An 18916-nucleotide genomic window follows, 5' to 3' on the forward strand; every position below is an offset into this window, starting at 1 on the left:
CGTTCTGACTTCAGAGACGCGGATCGAGCTCCCCGGAGGTGGGCTGCCACACGTGCAGAGCGCCTAGGTGACCGAGTCGAGGGAAGAGAAGACGACCACGTTGGAGAGGTAGCTCTTCGCGGATTGGTCGAAATCGCCGCCGCAGGTGACCACCTGCAGGGTTGCGCCGCCGCGGGGGCCGAACACGAGTTGGTCGGGGAATTGGGATTTGGGATACATCCGCACATCGGTGACCTTGAAATGCGCGGTCTTCCCGTCCGCACGGGTCACATCGATCATGTCACCGGCCTTCACCTTCTTGAGGGAGAAGAACACGCCGGTGCCCTGGTAGGAGTCGACGTGGCCGAGGATGACTGCTGAGCCCTGCTCGCCGGGGGCGGGTCCCTGCTGATACCAGCCCGCCTGCTGGTAGTCCGCGGGGACCTGGACCGAGTCATCGGTGTTGCGGCCCAACGAGATCAGCGAACCGGACGCCTTGATCGAGGTAATGGTGAACGACACCGGAGTCGAGCGGCTGATCGCCGCCGCCGTCTTCACACCGGTGGTAGATGATGCCGCGACAGTCGTGGTTGACGCCGTATTTGTCTTGTCGGAAGACGTGCAGCCCGCGACGAGGGTCACGATAATCGCCACCGCGGCGGCGAGAGCAGCGAGCGGTGTCCGGCGGATTCTCCGCGTGCCCATGGTGTTTGCGTCTGTGGTGATCACTGTGCGCTCACCGCGTGCGCCATACCGCCCGCACCGGTTTCCGGCGCGCCCTTCGGGATCACGTATCCGCCCGCCGGGACCTGGTCGGTGACCGCCGGGCCGCCGCTGATGCCGACGGTCGCAGCCGGTGGAATAGTCATGCCGTACACCGTGTCCGGTCCGGCCGCTCCAGCGCCGGCGGCCAGCAGGTCGATGCCACCCAGACCACCGGCCTGCACACCACCACCGGTCTGTACACCACCGCCCGCGTTTCCGCCTACCTGCACACCACCGCCGGCAGTCCCACCGATCTGCACACCTCCCCCGGTCTGCACGCCACCACCCGCGTCTCCACCGATCTGCACGCCTCCCCCGAGATCTCCGTTGCCACCGCCCTGAACGCCACCTCCGGCGGTCCCGCCGACCTGCACACCACCCCCGGTCTGCACTCCGCCGCCGGCCTGTACGCCACCCCCGGCGTTCCCGCCCGGACTCGCGCCGACGCTCGGTTGAACGGTCGCACCGCCATTGCCGCTGAGCCCGCCCCCGGCGTGCACGTCGATGCCTAGCCCGACTCCCCCACCGGGAGATCCGTTGCCCCCGCCCGCCGCACCCGGTGTCGTGGTCACAGCGCCGCCCCCGGCGTTCGCCCCGCCATTGCCGCCGATGCCGACGTCAACACCCAGACCGATGCCCGGGGCGGGTGCCGTGGTCGTGGCGGGATCCGCGACGGCCGACGACGCGCATAAGGCAACGGCCGCCACGACGGCCGCCGCGACCGTAAATGTCCTTGCCGACATGATGAATTCACTTCCATACGTTGTAACCCGATGCCCCTCCTTCGAATGTATCGCCCCCTGTGTTACCTCGATTTGCCCCAAATTCCGAAGGCTATGGCAATCAGGGAGCAATCAATACTGGACGTTTGCTCAATCCCCTACACCCCCACGCAAGCCGGCGGCCGCCGGCTGACCTCGCTGCGTCCGATTTCTTCAAGACAGCGGGGTCAGCGCGGGCCTACGGTTCGGGTATGACTCTTCAACTGGATGTGATCGGGATTGTTGTTGCCGATATGGGGGCGGCGGTGGCGTTCTATCGGCGGCTCGGGCTCGAATTCGCGGAGGGGGCCGAGGGGGAACCTCATGTGGAGGCGACAGTTTCGGGTGGGATCAGGCTGGCGCTGGATAGTGAGGCGACTGTTCGGTCGTTCCATCCCGAGTGGCGTGCCAGGAGTGGGGGCGGGCGGATCGGGTTGGCATTCCGGTGCGGGGCAGTCGGCCAGGTTGATGCGACATTCGAGGAATTGGTGGGGGCGGGGTATCACGGCGAGTTGAAGCCGTTCGATGCGTTTTGGGGGCAGCGTTATGCGACCGTGCATGATCCGGATGGGAATGGGGTGGATTTGTATGCGCCGCTGGGGTAATGGGCTACCGGCGTAACAGGTGGGTCAGCGGAACTCCGGCCAGTTCTTTGACTTCCCGGGAGAGGTGGGATTGGTCGGAGTAGCCGGCCAGGGCGGCGGTCGCGGCCAGGGGTGTGCCCGAGCGGGCCAGGGCCAGAGCCTGTTGCATGCGGAGGATCCGGGCGAGGGTTTTGGGGCCGTAACCGAAGGCGTCCAGGGACATTCGGTGCAGGCGGCGGGTGCCGAGGCCGAGGGTGTCGGCGAGATCGGCAACCTTGGTGCCCGCGCGGAGTTCCGTCACGATACGGATCATGGCGGGGGCCACGGGATCGACGTCGGTAGCGCGCCAGTGGGCTATCGCTTCCAAACCGGCCGCGGGAGTGGGTGCGGCGGTGAGGAGATCGACGGCGTGGCCGTGCACGGCGGGACTCCAGACGGCGGCCATATCCACTCGCGCATCGCGGAGTTCGTGCGCGGGGACTGCCAGCAGCGTGGGAGCCGTGCCGGGGAAGAAGCGGATGCCGGACACTCGCGGGTTGCCACCCACACTCGGGTGATGTGAGCGAGTGTCGGGGCCCGCCACCATAAGCCGGTCGTTGAGCCAGAGCAGATCCATACAGCCGTCCGGCAATACCGGGGTTGTCGAGTCGGCGGTGATATCGCGTGTCCATACGACCGCGCCCAGAATGGCGGACGGACGTTCCCGATAGTCCTGCGGCACATGCACATCCGAGGCGCCGCGAGAATCCGCAGGTCGCGACTCGCGAAACCCGTTGCGAGAGGCCTTGTTCGACACGTCGTGCGTGAATGCCTCACCTGCCGTATTGCATTCACTGCAATATTGCATGTCATGCCGTCGCGACATCGTCCCCATCAGTGCTTGCGCACCATATGTTCCGGCTGCCCGGGCTTCCAGATGGTGACGTCCATATGGTCGTTCCCGACCTCGACAGCGGAGGCGCCGGTGATATCCGCCGCGTAGAACTGGCCGAAGGTCTGCCCGCGTAGATCGAAACCGGATTCGGCGAAGAGGTCTTCCGCCCAGCGCTGATGCAGCGCCGGATCCTGCACATCACGCACGGCGCCGAACAGCTTCACGTCGCCGTCGGTGACCTCGGTATCGACGGTGGCGGTGTGCAGGCAGAAGCGCGGGTCGCGAGCCAGGTCCTGGAATTTCGTGGTGCCGGGCATACCGACCAACCATAGTTCGCCCTCGAAAACGCGCGGTTCCAGCGGGCTGATGCGCGGGGAACCGTCCGCGCGCAGGGTGGCCAGCAGGCACAGATTGCCGGTGGCGGCGTGACGGCGGGTGAAGATCTCGGCGATGCGCGGCGCGGCCTCGACGAATTCGGTCCAAGACGTCATACAGCGACCATACGCAGGGCCACCGACAACGCCGGATCCTTCTACCGGCCGCGAGTCTGTTTCAATGAACCGTTCTGGTCGTCCGATCGCGGAAGGTGCGCTGGTGTCATTCCCTCGCCGGATTGCGGTCGTCACCGCGGCACTCATCGGATGTCTCATCCCCGCGTCCGCCGGCGCGGTTGTCGGCGGAAACGAGGTCCAGGCCACCGCCTACCCGTGGCTTGCCGCTGTCGGTAGCCCGCTGTCCCACCTCGTGCGCCCGTCCGGCCAGTTCTGCGGAGGCGCCCTCATCGCACCCGATCAGGTCCTGACAGCGGCGCACTGTGTGCAAGTTGCGCAGCAGCTGCCGGAATGGCTGACAGTCACCTTCGGGCGCTCGGATCTGCGATCCGGGGACGGCGTCACGGCCACCGTGGCCGCCGTCCGGATCGATCCGGACTTCCGCACCGACGTCGTGGATGGGGTGCTGGTATATCACCACGATGTCGCCGTGCTCACGCTGACCGAGTCGCAGGCACGGCCGACGGTGGAAATCGGCGCGCCGCACGGCAGTTCGGGCACCGTCCTCGGGTGGGGTGGTACCTCCGACAGCGACAGCTCGAATACGCGACTGCGCACCGCGATCGTCCCGTTCGCGACCGGCGCGGATTGCGCCCGCGCCTATCCGGGCGCATTCGATGCACGAGAGATGGTGTGCGCCGGTTCGACCGACGCCGATACCGGTGATTTCGACAGCGGCGGGCCGCTATTGGCCGATGACGGAAAGCTGGTCGGACTCACCTCGTGGGGCCGGGGCGCGGCGCAAGCGGGATTCCCGGGGGTCTACACGCGGCTGCCCGCTCCGTTCTGAAGGCATCACATCTTCGTCACCGACTGATCGAAGCCGAATACGCTGCGCGGGTCGTACTGTCCGGCAATGCGGCGTAGTCGAGGCGCGTTCTGGCCGTAGTAGGCCGTCGACCAGTCCGACAGGTCGTGGTCGATGTAGTTGACGAACCCGGTATTGCCGACCAGGCCGCCCAGCCCGTCGCGCACCTCGCTCACCGCGGTTCGCGCCTCGGGAGTGGTAGCGCCGACGTAGATCTGCGCGGTCGCCAGCGCGCCGCGATACGGGAAGGCGGTGTCGCAGGCCCCGATTCGGCCTGCGGCCCCGGCCAGGCTGTCGAGGAGAATGTCCATGCCCTCGCGGCCGGTGAGCATGTCGGTGAGCCGGCTCGGGTCCGCCAGAGGCTGGGTCAGCACCCGGGACGAGGCGGTGAACGATTCCCGGCCGAGGACTCCGCCGCCACTCCAATTCGGATGGCATTGCTCCGTCGAGTAATTCGCGCAGCCGCCGAAATACTTCATGGCCGATAGATAGTCGAGGGTCAAGGAGTACCGGTTGGTGGGTTGTGATCCGGTGGCCGCCACCAGCTTGTCGAGCAGGGCGTTCATATCGCTCTCGGTCCCGACGTAGCAGCCATTGATCCGGCAGGACGGCGGGCTTCCGGCGGAAATGCCCAGAGTGGACCAGAATTCGTCCGGCGCGGACCGGGTGAACGATTGCCAGCCGCCGAGTACGCCGGTCAGCGCACCGTCGGGGAAATGAACTTGGAATACCGCCAGCTGCGGGGCCTCGACCGTCCGGAACGTGAATTCGGTGACCACACCGAAATTCCCGCCGCCACCACCGCGTAGCGCCCAGTACAGATCCGGCTCGAAATCGGCGGCGGCCCGGCGTAGGACGCTGTCTGCGGTGACAACTTGCGCGGAAAGCAGGGAGTCACAGGTCAATCCGTATTTGCCCGCCAGCACGCCGAGACCGCCGCCGAGGGTCAGGCCCGCAATGCCGACCGTCGGGCAGGATCCGCCCGGCAGGCAGCGCCCGGCCTGCGCCACGCCCGCGTACACGTCGATCAAGCGTGCGCCCGCGCCGATCGTCGCGGTGCCGTCCGCGGCGACCTGCACCGAATTCATCGCTCCCACATCGACGATCAGCCCCGCATCGGGCGTGGAGTACCCGGCGTAACTGTGACCGCCACTGCGGGCCGCGATCGGCAGCGCGCACTCCGCCGCCACGGCGACACACGCCTGCACATCCGCGGCATCGGCACAGCGCGCGACGGCGGCCGGGTTCCGATCATCGAAGCGCGGGTTGTAGGCCAGTTTCGCGGCCGCATAGTCCGAATCCGCGGGCAGCGCGAGCGTTCCGGTGAGCCGCTGCCGCAGCGCATTCCAATCCACCTGCCCTGCAGCCGATTCCGGTGCGCCACCGGATATCGACCGTAGTCCAAGGCCGGCGCATGCCGCACCCAATGCGGTGGCGCGCAACATGCTCCGCCGATTCATCGCCATGGCGATGCCCTCCCCCGAGGCTGCACCCGGTCTGCGCCGGGCGGTATTCAGGACGTCCTTACGGCCGGTGTATCGCGGCCGTAAGGCGTCCCGTTTCAGGCGAGCAGGCCGTCGGCCATCCGCGCCCAGTCGGCGAGAACCTGCTTGCGCCGCAATCTATCCCGGCCGACCATCTCGTCCAGCGTCGCGCCGCGCACCAGATTGATGGTCAGCCAGAAGGCCGATTCGAGGCGTTCGGGGGAGACATCGATGCGCTGCGCACACGCGTCGAGCAGCTCGACCGTCAGTTCGTGCTGGACGCGCAACATATTCCGGCGCAGCTCACGCTCATTGGCGATGCCGACGTAGAGCTCGACCGCGGCCTTGCCCAGCTTCCCCGCGAACGGTGCGGTCACCAGTTCCACCAGGATCTCCCCCACCGATGCCGCGCCCAGCGTCCGCACCCGCCGCTGCAACGCCTCCTGCTGCCGCTGGGTCAGGTGTTCGATGGTCTGCGCGAACAACTCCTGCCGAGTGTGGAAGTGGTGCAACTGCGCGCCCCGGGTCACACCCGCCCGCGCGGTGATATCGGCAATCGAGGCGCTGGCGTAGCCGACCTCGGCGAGGCTGTCGATGGCGGCGTCCAGCAGCAGCGCCCGCGTACGCAAGCTCTTCTCCTGGTGTTTGTTCGGGGGCAGGGCTGAAACCACCGCGTCAGTCTAGCCATAATTGCGTGCTGCCTTGCACGCAATTGGGTGCTGGTCGTAATGTCTCGGCCATGCCCGTCGACCGCTTGCTGCCCACGTCCGAAGCCCGCGACCTCATCGAGCTCACCCGGGATATCGCGGACAAGGTCCTGGAACCGAATGCCGCCGCCTACGAGAAGCAGGAACGCTATCCGGACGAGGCCTTCCGCGCGCTCGGCCGGGCCGGGCTGCTGAGCCTGCCGTATCCGGAGGAGTTCGGCGGCGGCGGGCAGCCGTACGAGGTATATCTGCAGGTGCTCGAGGAGCTGGGTGCGCGCTGGGCCGCCGTGGCGGTCGCGGTGAGCGTGCACAGCCTGTCCTGCCATCCCCTGTTCGTCTACGGCACCCCCGAGCAGCAGGAGCGCTGGCTGCCGGAGATGCTGTCCGGCAATCTGATCGGCGCTTACAGCCTGTCCGAGGCGCATGCCGGATCCGATGCGGCCGCGCTGCGGTGCCGGGCCACCGAGACCGACTGCGGCTACCGCATCACCGGGACCAAAGCGTGGATCACCAACGGCGGCAAGGCCGATTACTACACGCTGTTCGCCCGCACGGGCGAGGGCTCCCGCGGCATCTCCTGCTTCCTGGTCCCCGCCGACACCGACGGCCTGACCTTCGGCAAGCCCGAAGAGAAGATGGGCCTGCGCGCCGTCCCCACCACCAATGCGGCATACGACAATGCCTTCATCCCCGACAACCGGCTCATCGGCGCACCGGGCCAAGGGCTTTCGATCGCCTTCAGCGCCCTCGATTCCGGCCGCCTCGGCATTGCCGCCGTGGCCACCGGCATCGCCCAGCGCGCCCTGGACGACGCCGTCGCCTACGCCAAGGAGCGAGAAGCCTTCGGCCGCGCGATTATCGACCACCAGGGCCTCGGCTTCGTCCTCGCGGATATGGCCGCCGCCGTCGACTCCGCCCGCGCCACCTACCTCGACGCCGCCCGCCGCCGCGACGCCGGCCTCCCCTACTCCCGCCAGGCCAGCGTCGCCAAACTCATTGCCACCGACGCCGCCATGAAGGTCACCACCGACGCCGTCCAGGTCCTCGGCGGCTACGGCTACACCCAGGACTTCCCGGTCGAGCGCTATATGCGCGAAGCCAAAATCACCCAGATCTTCGAGGGCACCAACCAGATTCAGCGTCTCGTCATCGCGAGGAGCCTGGCAGACGGCTGATCCTCCGGCGGCGCAGCACCCGCGCACTGGGGTGATGCGTTACCGGCGTAGCAGGTGGAGTCGTTGCACCCCAACCGATTTCCATCCGCCAAGGTATATCGTCGCAGGTTCGGGCACTGGACACGGCCTCTGCAAGCCGCACATGGCCACCGGCGCCTGCGGGATCCAGGGGTCAGCGCGTTCCGCGGCCGGGGATGGGGCAGGCATCGGCCGCATCGGCGACGACCTGGGGTTCGGCGGCGGGTGCGGGCCGCTCGCCCTGCTCGAAGTCCGCTCCGGTGACGACCGCGACCGCGCTCAGGGCGTCTAGCTCGACCGGTTCGAAAACCCTTCCGCGACTGAGGAAACGGAATCCCTCCGGCGATTCCAGGCTGAATCCGGAACCCCGGCCGGGGACCATATCGAGCACCAGTTGGGTGTGCTGCCAGGCCGCGAACTGCGGACCCGAAATCCAGACCGGCACCACATCATTCGGCTCAGGTGTGGAGTCCGCCCGCTCACCGGCTCGCAATCGCAGGTCGAGCAGTCCGAGCAGGACGTCGCGATCACCGATCACGAATTCGCCTGCGGGGTAACACATCGGGGCCGAGCCGTCACAGCATCCGCCCGACTGGTGCAGCATCAGCGGACCGTGCGAATCGCGGAGGCGACGGAGTAGCTCCATCGCCGCCGCGGTGGCACGCACCCGCCGGGGAGCGGGCGCAGGCATCAGAAGAAGCCCTGCGCCTTCCCGGCATAGCTGACCAGGAGGTTCTTGGTCTGCTGGTAGTGGTCGAGCATCATGCGGTGGTTCTCGCGGCCGATGCCGGACTGCTTGTAGCCGCCGAACGCCGCATGCGCGGGGTACTGGTGATAGGTGTTGGTCCATACCCGCCCGGCCTGGATATCGCGCCCGGCCCGATAGGCCACCGCGCCGTCCCGCGACCAGACGCCCGCGCCCAGACCGTACAGGGTGTCGTTGGCAATTTTAATGGCGTCGTCGTAGTCCGCGAACGAGGTCACCGACACGACCGGGCCGAAGATCTCCTCCTGGAAGATCCGCATGGAGTTGCTCCCGGTGAACACGGTCGGCTGCACGTAGTAGCCGCCGGACAGGTCGCCGCCCAGGTCCACGCGCTCACCGCCGGTGATCAGGGTCGCGCCCTCAGCCTTGCCGATCTCGATGTAGGACAGGATCTTTTCGAGCTGATCATTGCTGGCCTGCGCGCCGATCATGGTCTCGGTGTCGAGCGGATCCCCTTGGCGCACAGCCTTGGTGCGCACCACCGCCGCGCTCAGGAACTCGTCGTAGATATCGGCCTGGATGAGCGCGCGCGACGGACAGGTGCAGACCTCGCCCTGATTGAGCGCGAACATGGTGAAGCCCTCGAGCGCGCTGTCCTGGTAGTCGTCGTTCGCGGCGAGCACATCTGAGAAGAAGATGTTCGGGCTCTTACCGCCGAGCTCGAGGGTCACCGGAATCAGGTTTTGCGAGGCGTACTGCATGATCAGCCGGCCGGTGGTCGTCTCACCGGTGAAGGCGATCTTCTTGATGCGCGGGCTGGACGCGAGCGGTTTACCCGCCTCGACGCCGAAACCATTGACGATATTGACCACACCGGCGGGCAGCAGATCACCGATGAGGCTCATCAGGAACAGAATCGAGGCCGGAGTCTGCTCGGCGGGCTTGAGCACCACCGCATTACCGGCGGCGAGTGCGGGCGCGAGCTTCCAAATGGCCATCAGGATCGGGAAGTTCCACGGAATGATCTGCCCGACAACACCGAGCGGCTCGTGGAAGTGGTAGGCGACGGTATCGGAGTTGATCTCCGACAGCGAACCCTCCTGTGCGCGAACGGCACCCGCGAAGTACCGCAGATGATCGATGGCGAGCGGGATGTCGGCGGCCATGGTCTCGCGGATCGGCTTGCCGTTGTCCCAGGTCTCGGCGAGGGCGACGGCCTCGAGGTTCGCCTCGATCCGATCGGCGATCTTGTTGAGAATGATCGCGCGCTCGGTCACCGAGGTCTTGCCCCAGGCGGGGGCCGCCGCGTGCGCGGCGTCCAGGGCGAGCTCGATATCCTCCGCGGTCCCGCGGGCGACTTCACAGAATGTCTGACCCGTGACCGGGGTCGGGTTCTCGAAGTACCGGCCCTTGACCGGAGCCACCCATTCGCCACCGATCCAATTGTCGTAGCGGGAAGGGAAGGACATCGCGGCGTCGGGTGTACCGGGGCGGGCGAAGACAGTCATCGAAAGGCTCCTCGATCTGCTGACGGGTATGACAGTCAGGTGTGACCCAGGACACTACGAGTGGGCATGTTGCAGCAACGTTGCATGAAGCTGGTCAGATGCCCAGCTTGCGATCGAGTAGCACCAACTGCGCCTCCACCTGGGCATATACCGAGGAATTACGATCCATCGAGCCGAGATACGCGGTCCACGCGGCAATATCGTCGCGCCCGTCCACACAGCTGGTCCAGCGCGCCAGCAGGCGTCGATCACCAGCCGCCAGCAGACTCGCGCGCAACCGCCCGTGCAATTCCGCGCGCAACTCGGCAATGCCCGGCGCGAGCGAACGCGGCAGCAGCGGCCCCGGATACGCGCGCATCGCAGCCGCCGCCTCACCGCGCGCCAGCGCCCGCCGCACCTCGCCGAGGTCGGTATCCAGGTCCATCAGCAGCCGATACGGCCTGGACGCTAAACCGTTTGCGCCCAGTATCTTTCGCACCCGAGACATTTCCGCACGCACGGTCACCGGATCCAGCTCGGACTCATCGAGCAGCATGCTCAGATGGTCGGCGCTCAAGCCCTCCGGATGATCGGCCAGCAGCACCAGAATCTCGGCATGCCGCTGCGACAGGCGAATTCGCTCACCAGCAACGGTGAGCGCGGGCCGGCCCGGGCCGAGCACCTGCAACCGCGCCGTCATGGGATCGGCGACCGTGGGCGAACCGAGCAGATGCAGTCGCAACTCCGATTCCGCCGCCACCACGGTCGCCCGAATCAGCGCCAGCACTTCCGGCGCCGCAACCCGGGGGCCGCCGGTGATATCGATCGCGCCGATGACCTTGCCGCTCAATGGATCATGCACCGGGGCAGCTGTACAGCTGAATTCGTGCGCGGCCCGGCTGAAATGCTCCGCCCCGAAAATCTGCACATGGTGATCGAGAGCCAGCGCGGTCCCCGGCGCATTGGTGCCCACCCGGTCCTCACTCCAGTCCGCGCCCTCGACAAAATTCATCCCAGCAACGCGATCCTTGACCTTCGAATCGCCCTCCACCCACAGCAGCCGGCCCCGCGCATCACTGATCGCGACCAGCAAGCCGGCATCTGCCGCATCCTCGACCAGCAGTTTCCGCACCACCGGACGAATCAGCGCAGTGGGATGTGTTGCCCGATACCGCTGCAGATCCAGCCCGGCCATCCCGACCGCGCCACCGAATCCATCCGGATCGACCCCGCTACTACGGCTCCGCCGCCACGAATCCAGCACCACCGACCGCACCGAATCCCCACTCGGCCGCACCGAAGGCAGCCTGGCCCCCTCGATAAAAGAGCTGTGCGCGAACGACATCCGCACCGCCAGCTGCGTGACGTCATCCTCCGGCCGAACGGCAACCCACGGGCTGCCCTGCGCAACAGTGCTCAATAGTTGTCCTTCACGTTCCCCCCACTGTAACGCCGGTCACTCCCATAATGCGCCGCCGACCAGACTGGTTCAGATGCTCCGCAGGAACGCCAGCAGCGCGTCGTTCACCTCGTGTGGACGTTCCTGCTGGACCCAATGACCACATCCCGGGAGCAGAATCAGCTCGGTCAGGCCGGGCACCCGTTCGCGCATCGTGGTCGGATCACCGAATCGGACGGCGGAGTCCAGCGCTCCGGCGACGAACAGCGCCGGCTGCCGCAGCGCGGTGGTACCGAGCGTCGGCAACCGATGCCAATCCCGATCGGCATTGCGATACCGATTGAGCGCGCCGGTGAAGCCCGTTTGCCGGTACTGCGCGGAGTAATAGGACAGATCCGCTGCCGTGAGCCACGACAACGGGCCCGGCGGCTCGGGAATCTCGTTCAGTAGCAAGGCATCTCGCGGCAGTCCGGCCACCAGCCGAATACCCAGCTCGCCCGCGTCGCCCGAGAGCCCGTACATCATCAGCCGCAGCGTCCGTGTCACATCGTCCGCGAGCTCCGCCTCCGCCACCCCCGGCTCCTGGAAATACAGCATCCAGTTGAATCGATCGCCCGCCCATTCGCGCAGCTGCTCCACCGGCGGCCGCGCCGACCGCGCCGAATGTGGCACGCTCAGCACCGCCAGCCCCGGAAATCGTTGCGGATGAAGCTCACCCGCCGCCCACACGGTGCGTGCACCCCAATCGTGGCCGACCAGCACCGCAGTCTCGGCTCCCAGGGCGTCGAGCAACCCCACGACATCGGCGACGTGCTCGGCCATCCCGTACCCGGCCACCCCGGTGGGTGCGCTGGTCTGCCCGTGCCCCCGTAGATCCGGCGCCACCGCATGGAATCCAGCCCCCGCCAGAACCGGCAGTTGATGCCGCCACGAGTACCAGAGCTCGGGAAATCCGTGCAGCAACACCACAAGCGGCCCCGTCCCCGCCTCGGCCACATGCATGTCCAACCCGTTGACGCGGAGAGTCCTATGCCCGATCTCGCTCATTCGTCGAGTGAACTCCCCCGCCCCGTCGCACACATCCGCCTGCAGACGTCATTCCGGGTACGCCCCACGACGTATCCGATAGCTCCTGATACCCCTCGGTAGCGGATCGGACCGGCGACGGTCGAGGTGACGATGCCGAACCAACGCGAAAAGGCCCGAAACATGATGGTTCCGTGCCTTTTTCGCAGTAGCAGGTCTCACGCAGTGATATCGAGGCGGCTGGCGATCTGATAGACGTTGCCGAACGGGTCCCGCACCATGGCTCGGCGGTCGCCATAGGGTGTGTCGAGCGGCGCCTCGACTGTGACGGCCCCTGCGGACAGTGTTCGCTGATATGTGGCGGCTACGTCATCGACATAGATGTAGAGGAACGCTGGAAACACTTCGCGCTCGCCGGATGGCGAAACCATCAACAGCGAGTCACCGATTCGGACTTCGGTGGGTCGATTCGGCTCGACGTCGCCGACCGCTTCGAAGGCCGTCCGCAGGAACGCGACCGCGGCTGCTTGGTCAGTGACCACCATGCGGGGCGTCACCGAATGAAACCCTGGTGGAGGCGCGGCTGAAGCCATGGGTAAATTCTCGCACGGGACTGCCGCCCACCAGGCTCGGTCGGCTGAAGACCGTCAGGTCGCGAGCAACTCGCGGGCGATGGCGAGCGAGATTTTCTTCTGCTCGTCGAGGCTCGCTTCGAGGGTGTCGCCGAGCTGTTCGGCGGTGATCGGCCCGAAAATGATCGCGGCCACTGCCGTGCGGATTCGCATGCGTGTGTGCAGATCGCAGTCTTCGGGCGTCATCAAAGTGATGATCTCACCGATCAGTGCCTTGAATTCGGTGGCGTCGCGCACGTGCCGGTCCGCGGCGTCGGCCGCCAGTGCCCTGAGGACGGGTTGATTCTGCTGGATGAGCCGCACTACACGGTTGGCGTCGCCGAAGAACAGGTCGGAGACCCGATCGAGCATCTCGTGCTGGAAATCGGGCGAGAGGGTTTGGTCGCGACCCCACACGACCAGCGCGTCCAGTGCATCGCCGAGTTCGGCGATGAGGCTGACCAGGATCGTGTCCTTGGACTTGAAGTGGTAGTAGAGCGCGGCCTTCGTGACATCGAGTTGCTCGGCGATCTCACGCAGCGATGTTCCGTCATAGCCACGCTCGGTGAACAACTCCAGGGCCACCTGAAGGATTCGCTCTCGCATGCTGCCTTCGCTGGGCGGCATCCATTCACGCTCCTGTCCGTAATCGCTCGTTTGACAACGCAATTCAGGAGATTACTATACGGCAGGTAAGCAGCTGACCGGTCGGCAAGTAAATGAGTGGGAACATGGTAGAACAAGCGACGGCGGTCGAGGCCGAAGGATTCCAGCGGCGGAGCAGCCGCGAGATCATCACCGTAATGAGCGGCCTGATGATCACAATGCTCCTCGCAATGCTCGATAACACCATCGTCGGCCCGGCCTTGCCGACCATCGTCGGTGAGCTCGGTGGGTTGAAGCACCTGTCGTGGGTGCTGACCGCCTACACCCTGGCCACGGCGATCTCCACGCCACTGTGGGGCAAACTCGGCGATCTGTTCGGCCGCAAGTCGGCGTTCCTCGCCTCGATCGTGGTGTTCCTCGCCGGTTCGGCCCTCACCGGAATGTCGCAGAACATGATGGAGCTCATCCTGTTCCGCGGATTGCAGGGCCTCGGCGCCGGCGGTCTGATCGTCGGTGTCATGTCGATCCTCGGCGAGCTGATTCCGCCCGCGGAACGCGGAAAGTACCAGGGCCTGTTCATGGCGATCATGCCGTTGGCCATGCTCGGCGGCCCGCTCATCGGCGGATGGATCACCGACAACGCGTCGTGGCGCTGGGCGTTCTACGTGAACCTGCCCCTGGGAGCCATCGCGCTGACCACCGTCTGGTTCACCCTGCACGCGCCGCGACGCACCACCGGCAAGGTGACGATCGACTGGTGGGGCGCGGGAACACTCGCGGTGTGGGCGAGTGCGCTGGTACTGCTGGGCAGCTGGGGCGGCTCGCAATACGCTTGGGGCTCATGGCAAATCATCACGGTCATCGTGGTAGCGATCGTCGGATTCGTAGCGTTCGTCGCCATCGAACAACGGGTCGCCGAGCCGATCATGCCACTGCACGTCTTCGCGAATCGCAACTTCGCGCTGGCCGGAGCGCTCGCCTTCATCATCGGTCTCGCCATGATGGGTTCGGCGGCCTACCTGCCGCAATTCCAGCAGCTCGTCCAGGGCGCATCCGCCACCAACAGCGGATTGCTGTTGCTGCCCATGATGTTTCCGATGATGATAGCCAGCGTGGCGATCGGTCAGATCACCTCGAAGACCGGCAAGATCCGGATCTTCCCGATCATCGGCTCGGTAATACTCATCGGCGGCATGGTCCTGCTGGCTCAGGTGCACACGGACACCACCAAACTCACCCTGGGCCTGTTCATGGCTGTCCTCGGTTTGGGTGTCGGCTGCCTGATGCAGCCCTCGATGCTCATCGCACAGAACAGCGTCAGCCTGCGCGATATGGGCGCGGGCATGGGCGCGAGCACCTTCCTGCGGACCATGGGCATGTCGCTCGGGACAGCGGTGCTCGGCACCATCTACACCACTCGGCTCACACACGAACTGTCCGCCAAGGCCGGCGACGCCGGATCGAAATTGGTATCCGGCGGCGCGCAATTGCCGCCCTCCATGGTGCACACGCTGCCCCAGCCGTTGCAGGACGCATTGCACGCAGCGGTCACCCACGGCATCGTCGGGGTCTTCTGGGCGGGCGCCGCAGCCGGGGTCGTCGGCCTGGTCGTGTCGTTCTTCCTCGAGGACGTGAAGCTGGTCGGATTCGCGGATGCCCCGAAGGACGAGACCGCAGAAACGGTCGCCGCCGGCTAGCACCCGAACCAAAGCCAGCTCCATCGACGACGATGCTGCGCTTCGCAGACCCGCATCACCTCGTCGGCCACGGACCCTTTGTCGGTCATTGCGGTGGTCGAACGTGGGCAACGTTGGGGCGCGGGGATAATGATCTTGGTTCCTTCACCGTCTGCCGCAATGGGTGTGTCGCCCCCGACGCCGACCAGTGGTTACGCGACATCCTCGACTACACCACCGGTGCGTCTGCCTCCGGCGCTCGCCACCACACGACGAAGGCGGTCACACCCAGCACCAGCATCACCAAGGTAATGAGCGCACGGACCGGGCCCCTGAGACAACCGCGGTGTTCAGGTCATAGAGCTTACTGTGAACGTTGGTTGCCGCGCTTTCGAAGCCGTCGGCGTCCGTCGAGCCTTAATGGGTGATCGGCCGATAGATACGAGAAGGTCCACTTCCATCTAGGAGTCGAGCAATGTCAACTGATGAAACCCGCACCGTTCCCGACCACCACCTCGCTGCTTGGCGCAAGGGCGATATCGACGCCGTCATGGCTGACTGGGCTGAGGATGGAGTGCTCGTGAATGCTGCGGGAGACTTCGTCGGCAAGGACGCTATCCGGCCGTTCTACCACGACGTCTTCGGGAAATACTTTCCCGACGATGTCCGCGCCGCAGTCGATTTGAGCAATATCAAGGTCGAAGGCGATGTCGCGTTCTGCGAATGGACCGGCGGCATAGCCGAATACGCGGCCGACACCATCATCGTGCAGGGCGGCAAGAAGGTAGCCCACACGTTCTCCGCGAAATACCAGGCCTGACATGGACTCCCACCTCGGGGCCTGGCAAACGGCTAATTCTCTGCTGGCGCAGGTTCGGCTGTCGCGAGTTGGGGACTGGGTCGGTCCTGGTTCAGGAGGACTGCTACGAAGCGATACAGGGCCAGTAGCGAGATGAATCCGAACATGAACAGGATGACGCTGCCGACGGACTTGTTCACCGGGTTGAGGAACAGTGCGAATGCGTATGACCCGATGACCACGATGGGGGCGGCGTCGACCCAGCTGAGCGGGCGGGTCGCCGAGCGGCGGAGCGCATCCTTGCCGAAAGCGGGGATGAGCACGAACGAGACGACGAGGGTGGTGACGAAACCCCAGACGGTCCATCCGATCGGCAGCTGGGGGTCGCCGAAGAACGAGTCGTCAGCCGGCAGGGCCTTGGACTTGCCGACCCATTCGTAGACACCGAACTTCGTGCAGAAACCATTGGTGAGAAAGGCCATCCAGGCGTGCAGCATTCCGTAGAGCACGCAGCGCCACACGACCTGGAACGGCCGCAGCGAGCGTGGGTTCACCACGATTTTCCCGTCGAGCACGACGTTGATGATCACGTAGACCGGCCACAGCAATGCGGTCATCGCCACTGGAACCATGAGGGGAACACTCCCGATATGGGGACCCATCATCGCCAGATCGCCATAGCGCAGATCGCCCCAGACGAATCCGCTGAACGAGATATTGGCCTGCTCGAAGGACCACTCGATGACGGCCCCGACCACGAAGTAGGCAGCGGCGAGTTTCACGCCCAGGTGTTTGAGCATGTGGCCGAATACGGCCACCACCAGCGCCAGTGACGTGATCGTCTGCGGGATCACCGGCAGGCCCTTGCCGCCCGTCTGTATCCCCGACCAGACCGTCATCACGACCCACACCACGCAGGCGACGCCGAGGGCCACATCCACCGGATTCACCCGCCGCGCTTCACTACTCGTGCGGTTGTTGGTACTCGTGCTCATTCGTCACGGTCCTTCCAGTCATGCATTCAGATAAGGACTAGAAAAATATTCTAGAACTTTTTTCTAGTCAAGAGCCGGGTTCGGTATCGTTCGATGGTGACCACTTCCTCGATTGCCGGCGTTGCGCGCCGGCGCGCCATCCTCGACGCCGCGCTCACGGTCTATCTGAAGAACGGAGTGGCGGGTACCACGGTCGAGGTTCTGCACCGCGCGTCCGGGGCCAGCGTGGGCAGCATCTACCACTTCTTCGGGAGCAAGGAGGGGGTGGCCGCCGAGTTGTACATCGAGATACTGCGCGACTACTTCGACACCTACCTTGCTGCCCTGCAAGGTAATTCGAGCGCGCGCGGCGGAATCGAAGGCTCCGTTCGCACCCACCTGGAGTGGGTCGCCGCCAACGAGTTGCGGGCGCGGTATCTGTTCCATTGCCGCGAGTACGAGATCATCGAGGAATCGCGGCCGGCGATCACCGCGATGAATGAGCACTTCTACGGCGAGGCGAGCGCCTGGCTGCAGCCGCACGTGGAGAAGGGTCGCATCAAACCGCTGCCGCCCAGGTTGTGCCAAGCGCTGTGGATGGGGCCGTGCGTCGAATACGCCCGGCTGTGGCTCGCGCGCTCGGCAGAGTTCGACATGCTCGGCGCCGCACCGCTCCTCGGCCAGGCGGCATGGAACGCGGTGCAGGTCTGATCCGGCCGGGGGGGTCAGGAGGCGTCGGTGAAGGCTCCGTCGATTAGCACCGGTACGACCTTGCTGGAATCGATTTCGGTCGCAATCGCCACATCATCAGCGAAGCCGATCCCGGCCAGCTCGAGCCCGGAGGCGCAGCCGGCGATGAGCGCGGGCACATCCTCGATCTCGTTGTAGCAGAGCTTGGCCACCCACGCCTCGGGCGACAACGGTCCGGCACCGTTCTCGACGAGCGACGCGAGGACTGCGCCCGCACCGAGCCAGTCCTCCATCGCCGGGCGCAGCACATCCTGCCCCGGCCAATGCTCACCGGCCGCGATCACCGCGATGGGATGCTCCTCAGTTCCCCAGCCCTGCTGGACAATCCAGCGCGCGACCGCCGAGGCATTGCGCAGGGAGGCAGCGATCACCGGTACCCCCGTCACCGCGGCCGAAATCGCTGACCCATTCGGAGACGGCAGCACCAGGCGCTCCGGCGCGGGCGCGCGGCGCAAGGCGGCCGGAGACAGCGACCAGGGCTGCTGCGGAGTCGCCGCTTTTCGACCCACAGCCAGCCGCGCGTCCCGACCAGCGGCGAACTCCGCAGCCGATCCGTCCCGCCACGGATACGGCAGCACCTTCGTCCCCGCATCGACCGCAACCGAGACCGAGGTGGTGAACGACAGGACATCGACCACTACGACCGCCGCGCTACCCGGCCCGAGCGCCTGCGCGCCGGCCAAACCCCAGTCGAGTCGCACTCCCCACGAATTCTGCCTCGCCCACTCAGGAATCTCCGGCATACCCACACCCCATCAACTTGACCTGCCACTTACCGGCTGATCAGTCTGACAGATACGTGAGCCCTTCGCTCAATAGCGTTGTGACACAGCTGGCTCCACGACTTCCCGCTTCGACCTATGCCCCGGACCCGAAGTCGGGGGCGGAGATTCGGCGGGTGTTGGCCACCAGGATTTCGGTGGTTCGGTGGATCCAATCGCCGATGGCCCGTAGTTCCGCCAGGGTGTACCGGGTGGCCAATTCGGTCATATCCGCACCCTCCTCATCCCCCGCGCGATCCGCCTGCTCGACGCCGAAATGGAACAGCGCACGAAAGTGGCAGTGGCATAGCGGAAGTCGCTGCCCGGCAATACGATCACGCGTGTGAGCGCACCGGAGATGGTCCTGCAGTACATCAATGCGACCAAGTGGCCGGTGGTCGGCCTGACCGTCACC

Annotated in this window: 21 protein-coding genes; 7 read left to right on the top strand and 14 right to left on the bottom strand. The window is 65.8% G+C overall.

Features of this window, described 5'->3' with window-relative positions; translation table 11 throughout:
* Window positions 1-63 precede the first annotated feature (63 nt).
* Window positions 64-684, bottom strand: coding sequence for a class F sortase (locus tag JWN03_RS37890; RefSeq protein WP_297625797.1), 621 nt, complete (start codon window positions 682-684; stop codon window positions 64-66).
* 38 nt (window positions 685-722) lie between these two features.
* On the opposite strand from JWN03_RS37890, the gene JWN03_RS37895 reads away from it, so the two are divergent.
* Both JWN03_RS37895 and JWN03_RS37900 read left to right on the top strand, forming a co-directional pair.
* Entirely contained in the window at window positions 723-1256 is a 534-nt protein-coding gene (locus tag JWN03_RS37895) for a hypothetical protein (RefSeq protein WP_297625800.1), read from the top strand.
* A gap of 461 nt (window positions 1257-1717) precedes the next feature.
* The gene (locus tag JWN03_RS37900; protein WP_297625802.1) at window positions 1718-2110 is read left to right on the top strand and encodes a VOC family protein; all 393 of its coding nucleotides are present in this window, start codon (window positions 1718-1720) and stop codon (window positions 2108-2110) included.
* Between the two features lie 4 nt (window positions 2111-2114).
* On the opposite strand, the gene JWN03_RS37905 is transcribed toward JWN03_RS37900, so the two are convergent.
* Window positions 2115-2810, bottom strand: coding sequence for a helix-turn-helix domain-containing protein (locus JWN03_RS37905; protein ID WP_297625804.1), 696 nt, complete (start codon window positions 2808-2810; stop codon window positions 2115-2117).
* A gap of 152 nt (window positions 2811-2962) precedes the next feature.
* Window positions 2963-3454 carry a pyridoxamine 5'-phosphate oxidase family protein gene (locus JWN03_RS37910; RefSeq protein WP_297625806.1) on the bottom strand — a complete coding sequence of 164 codons (492 nt, stop codon included), beginning with the start codon at window positions 3452-3454 and terminating at the stop codon, window positions 2963-2965.
* A 103-nt stretch (window positions 3455-3557) separates the two neighbouring features.
* Here JWN03_RS37910 and JWN03_RS37915 point away from each other — a divergent pair, with 103 nt between their 5' ends.
* Complete coding sequence (locus JWN03_RS37915) at window positions 3558-4304, top strand: S1 family peptidase (protein WP_297625808.1); 747 nt, start codon at window positions 3558-3560, stop codon at window positions 4302-4304.
* A 5-nt stretch (window positions 4305-4309) separates the two neighbouring features.
* Here JWN03_RS37915 and JWN03_RS37920 read toward each other — a convergent pair whose 3' ends face one another.
* Window positions 4310-5788 (bottom strand): FAD-binding oxidoreductase, encoded by a 1479-nt coding sequence (locus JWN03_RS37920; RefSeq protein WP_297625812.1) that lies wholly within the window; start codon window positions 5786-5788, stop codon window positions 4310-4312.
* A 95-nt stretch (window positions 5789-5883) separates the two neighbouring features.
* Window positions 5884-6477: a TetR/AcrR family transcriptional regulator gene (locus JWN03_RS37925; protein ID WP_297625815.1), complete on the bottom strand. Its 594-nt coding sequence runs from the start codon at window positions 6475-6477 to the stop codon at window positions 5884-5886.
* Window positions 6478-6545: 68 nt separating this feature from the next.
* Here JWN03_RS37925 and JWN03_RS37930 point away from each other — a divergent pair, with 68 nt between their 5' ends.
* The gene (locus JWN03_RS37930; protein ID WP_297625818.1) at window positions 6546-7688 is read left to right on the top strand and encodes an acyl-CoA dehydrogenase family protein; all 1143 of its coding nucleotides are present in this window, start codon (window positions 6546-6548) and stop codon (window positions 7686-7688) included.
* A 172-nt stretch (window positions 7689-7860) separates the two neighbouring features.
* On the opposite strand, the gene JWN03_RS37935 is transcribed toward JWN03_RS37930, so the two are convergent.
* The 6 genes from JWN03_RS37935 to JWN03_RS37960 all read right to left on the bottom strand — a co-directional run bounded on the left by JWN03_RS37935 (window position 7861) and on the right by JWN03_RS37960 (window position 13541).
* Window positions 7861-8400, bottom strand: coding sequence for a DUF779 domain-containing protein (locus JWN03_RS37935; protein WP_441343134.1), 540 nt, complete (start codon window positions 8398-8400; stop codon window positions 7861-7863).
* Window positions 8397-9920, bottom strand: coding sequence for an aldehyde dehydrogenase (adh, locus tag JWN03_RS37940; protein WP_297625824.1), 1524 nt, complete (start codon window positions 9918-9920; stop codon window positions 8397-8399). Before adh ends, JWN03_RS37935 begins: the two co-directional genes overlap by 4 nt.
* Window positions 9921-10014: 94 nt before the next feature.
* Complete coding sequence (locus JWN03_RS37945) at window positions 10015-11244, bottom strand: helix-turn-helix domain-containing protein (RefSeq protein WP_297625858.1); 1230 nt, start codon at window positions 11242-11244, stop codon at window positions 10015-10017.
* Window positions 11245-11388: 144 nt separating this feature from the next.
* Complete coding sequence (locus tag JWN03_RS37950; protein ID WP_297625826.1) at window positions 11389-12345, bottom strand: alpha/beta fold hydrolase; 957 nt, start codon at window positions 12343-12345, stop codon at window positions 11389-11391.
* Window positions 12346-12542: 197 nt separating this feature from the next.
* Window positions 12543-12869 (bottom strand): VOC family protein, encoded by a 327-nt coding sequence (locus JWN03_RS37955; protein ID WP_297625828.1) that lies wholly within the window; start codon window positions 12867-12869, stop codon window positions 12543-12545.
* Between the two features lie 102 nt (window positions 12870-12971).
* Complete coding sequence (locus JWN03_RS37960) at window positions 12972-13541, bottom strand: TetR/AcrR family transcriptional regulator (RefSeq protein ID WP_297625829.1); 570 nt, start codon at window positions 13539-13541, stop codon at window positions 12972-12974.
* 125 nt (window positions 13542-13666) lie between these two features.
* On the opposite strand from JWN03_RS37960, the gene JWN03_RS37965 reads away from it, so the two are divergent.
* Both JWN03_RS37965 and JWN03_RS37970 read left to right on the top strand, forming a co-directional pair.
* Window positions 13667-15238 (top strand): MDR family MFS transporter, encoded by a 1572-nt coding sequence (locus tag JWN03_RS37965; protein WP_297625832.1) that lies wholly within the window; start codon window positions 13667-13669, stop codon window positions 15236-15238.
* 454 nt (window positions 15239-15692) lie between these two features.
* Complete coding sequence (locus JWN03_RS37970; RefSeq protein WP_297625836.1) at window positions 15693-16037, top strand: YybH family protein; 345 nt, start codon at window positions 15693-15695, stop codon at window positions 16035-16037.
* A gap of 32 nt (window positions 16038-16069) precedes the next feature.
* On the opposite strand, the gene JWN03_RS37975 is transcribed toward JWN03_RS37970, so the two are convergent.
* Window positions 16070-17011: a hypothetical protein gene (locus JWN03_RS37975; protein ID WP_297625839.1), complete on the bottom strand. Its 942-nt coding sequence runs from the start codon at window positions 17009-17011 to the stop codon at window positions 16070-16072.
* 96 nt (window positions 17012-17107) lie between these two features.
* Here JWN03_RS37975 and JWN03_RS37980 point away from each other — a divergent pair, with 96 nt between their 5' ends.
* On the top strand, window positions 17108-17701 hold the full coding sequence (locus JWN03_RS37980) for a TetR/AcrR family transcriptional regulator (RefSeq protein ID WP_441343131.1): 594 nt from the start codon (window positions 17108-17110) through the stop codon (window positions 17699-17701).
* Between the two features lie 14 nt (window positions 17702-17715).
* Here JWN03_RS37980 and JWN03_RS37985 read toward each other — a convergent pair whose 3' ends face one another.
* Both JWN03_RS37985 and JWN03_RS37990 read right to left on the bottom strand, forming a co-directional pair.
* Entirely contained in the window at window positions 17716-18483 is a 768-nt protein-coding gene (locus JWN03_RS37985) for a 2-phosphosulfolactate phosphatase (protein ID WP_297625845.1), read from the bottom strand.
* A 115-nt stretch (window positions 18484-18598) separates the two neighbouring features.
* Window positions 18599-18916 (bottom strand): hypothetical protein (locus JWN03_RS37990; protein ID WP_297625848.1); only part of this gene is annotated, 318 nt, incomplete at its 5' end.

Origin of the sequence: Nocardia sp. (assembly GCF_025465275.1) — a bacterium.
Taxonomy (GTDB): domain Bacteria; phylum Actinomycetota; class Actinomycetes; order Mycobacteriales; family Mycobacteriaceae; genus Nocardia.

What these genes read in the sequence shown, in the direction of transcription:
- JWN03_RS37890 (WP_297625797.1), bottom strand. Translation starts at nt 684, where the DNA reads ATGGGCACGCGGAGAATCCGCCGGACACCGCTCGCTGCTCTCGCCGCC.
- JWN03_RS37900 (WP_297625802.1), top strand. Translation starts at nt 1,718, where the DNA reads ATGACTCTTCAACTGGATGTGATCGGGATTGTTGTTGCCGATATGGGG.
- JWN03_RS37910 (WP_297625806.1), bottom strand. Translation starts at nt 3,454, where the DNA reads ATGACGTCTTGGACCGAATTCGTCGAGGCCGCGCCGCGCATCGCCGAG.
- JWN03_RS37920 (WP_297625812.1), bottom strand. Translation starts at nt 5,788, where the DNA reads ATGGCGATGAATCGGCGGAGCATGTTGCGCGCCACCGCATTGGGTGCG.
- JWN03_RS37930 (WP_297625818.1), top strand. Translation starts at nt 6,546, where the DNA reads ATGCCCGTCGACCGCTTGCTGCCCACGTCCGAAGCCCGCGACCTCATC.
- adh (WP_297625824.1), bottom strand. Translation starts at nt 9,920, where the DNA reads ATGACTGTCTTCGCCCGCCCCGGTACACCCGACGCCGCGATGTCCTTC.
- JWN03_RS37945 (WP_297625858.1), bottom strand. Translation starts at nt 11,244, where the DNA reads ATGTCGTTCGCGCACAGCTCTTTTATCGAGGGGGCCAGGCTGCCTTCG.
- JWN03_RS37950 (WP_297625826.1), bottom strand. Translation starts at nt 12,345, where the DNA reads ATGAGCGAGATCGGGCATAGGACTCTCCGCGTCAACGGGTTGGACATG.
- JWN03_RS37955 (WP_297625828.1), bottom strand. Translation starts at nt 12,869, where the DNA reads ATGGTGGTCACTGACCAAGCAGCCGCGGTCGCGTTCCTGCGGACGGCC.
- JWN03_RS37960 (WP_297625829.1), bottom strand. Translation starts at nt 13,541, where the DNA reads ATGCGAGAGCGAATCCTTCAGGTGGCCCTGGAGTTGTTCACCGAGCGT.
- JWN03_RS37965 (WP_297625832.1), top strand. Translation starts at nt 13,667, where the DNA reads ATGGTAGAACAAGCGACGGCGGTCGAGGCCGAAGGATTCCAGCGGCGG.
- JWN03_RS37970 (WP_297625836.1), top strand. Translation starts at nt 15,693, where the DNA reads ATGTCAACTGATGAAACCCGCACCGTTCCCGACCACCACCTCGCTGCT.
- JWN03_RS37975 (WP_297625839.1), bottom strand. Translation starts at nt 17,011, where the DNA reads ATGAGCACGAGTACCAACAACCGCACGAGTAGTGAAGCGCGGCGGGTG.
- JWN03_RS37985 (WP_297625845.1), bottom strand. Translation starts at nt 18,483, where the DNA reads ATGCCGGAGATTCCTGAGTGGGCGAGGCAGAATTCGTGGGGAGTGCGA.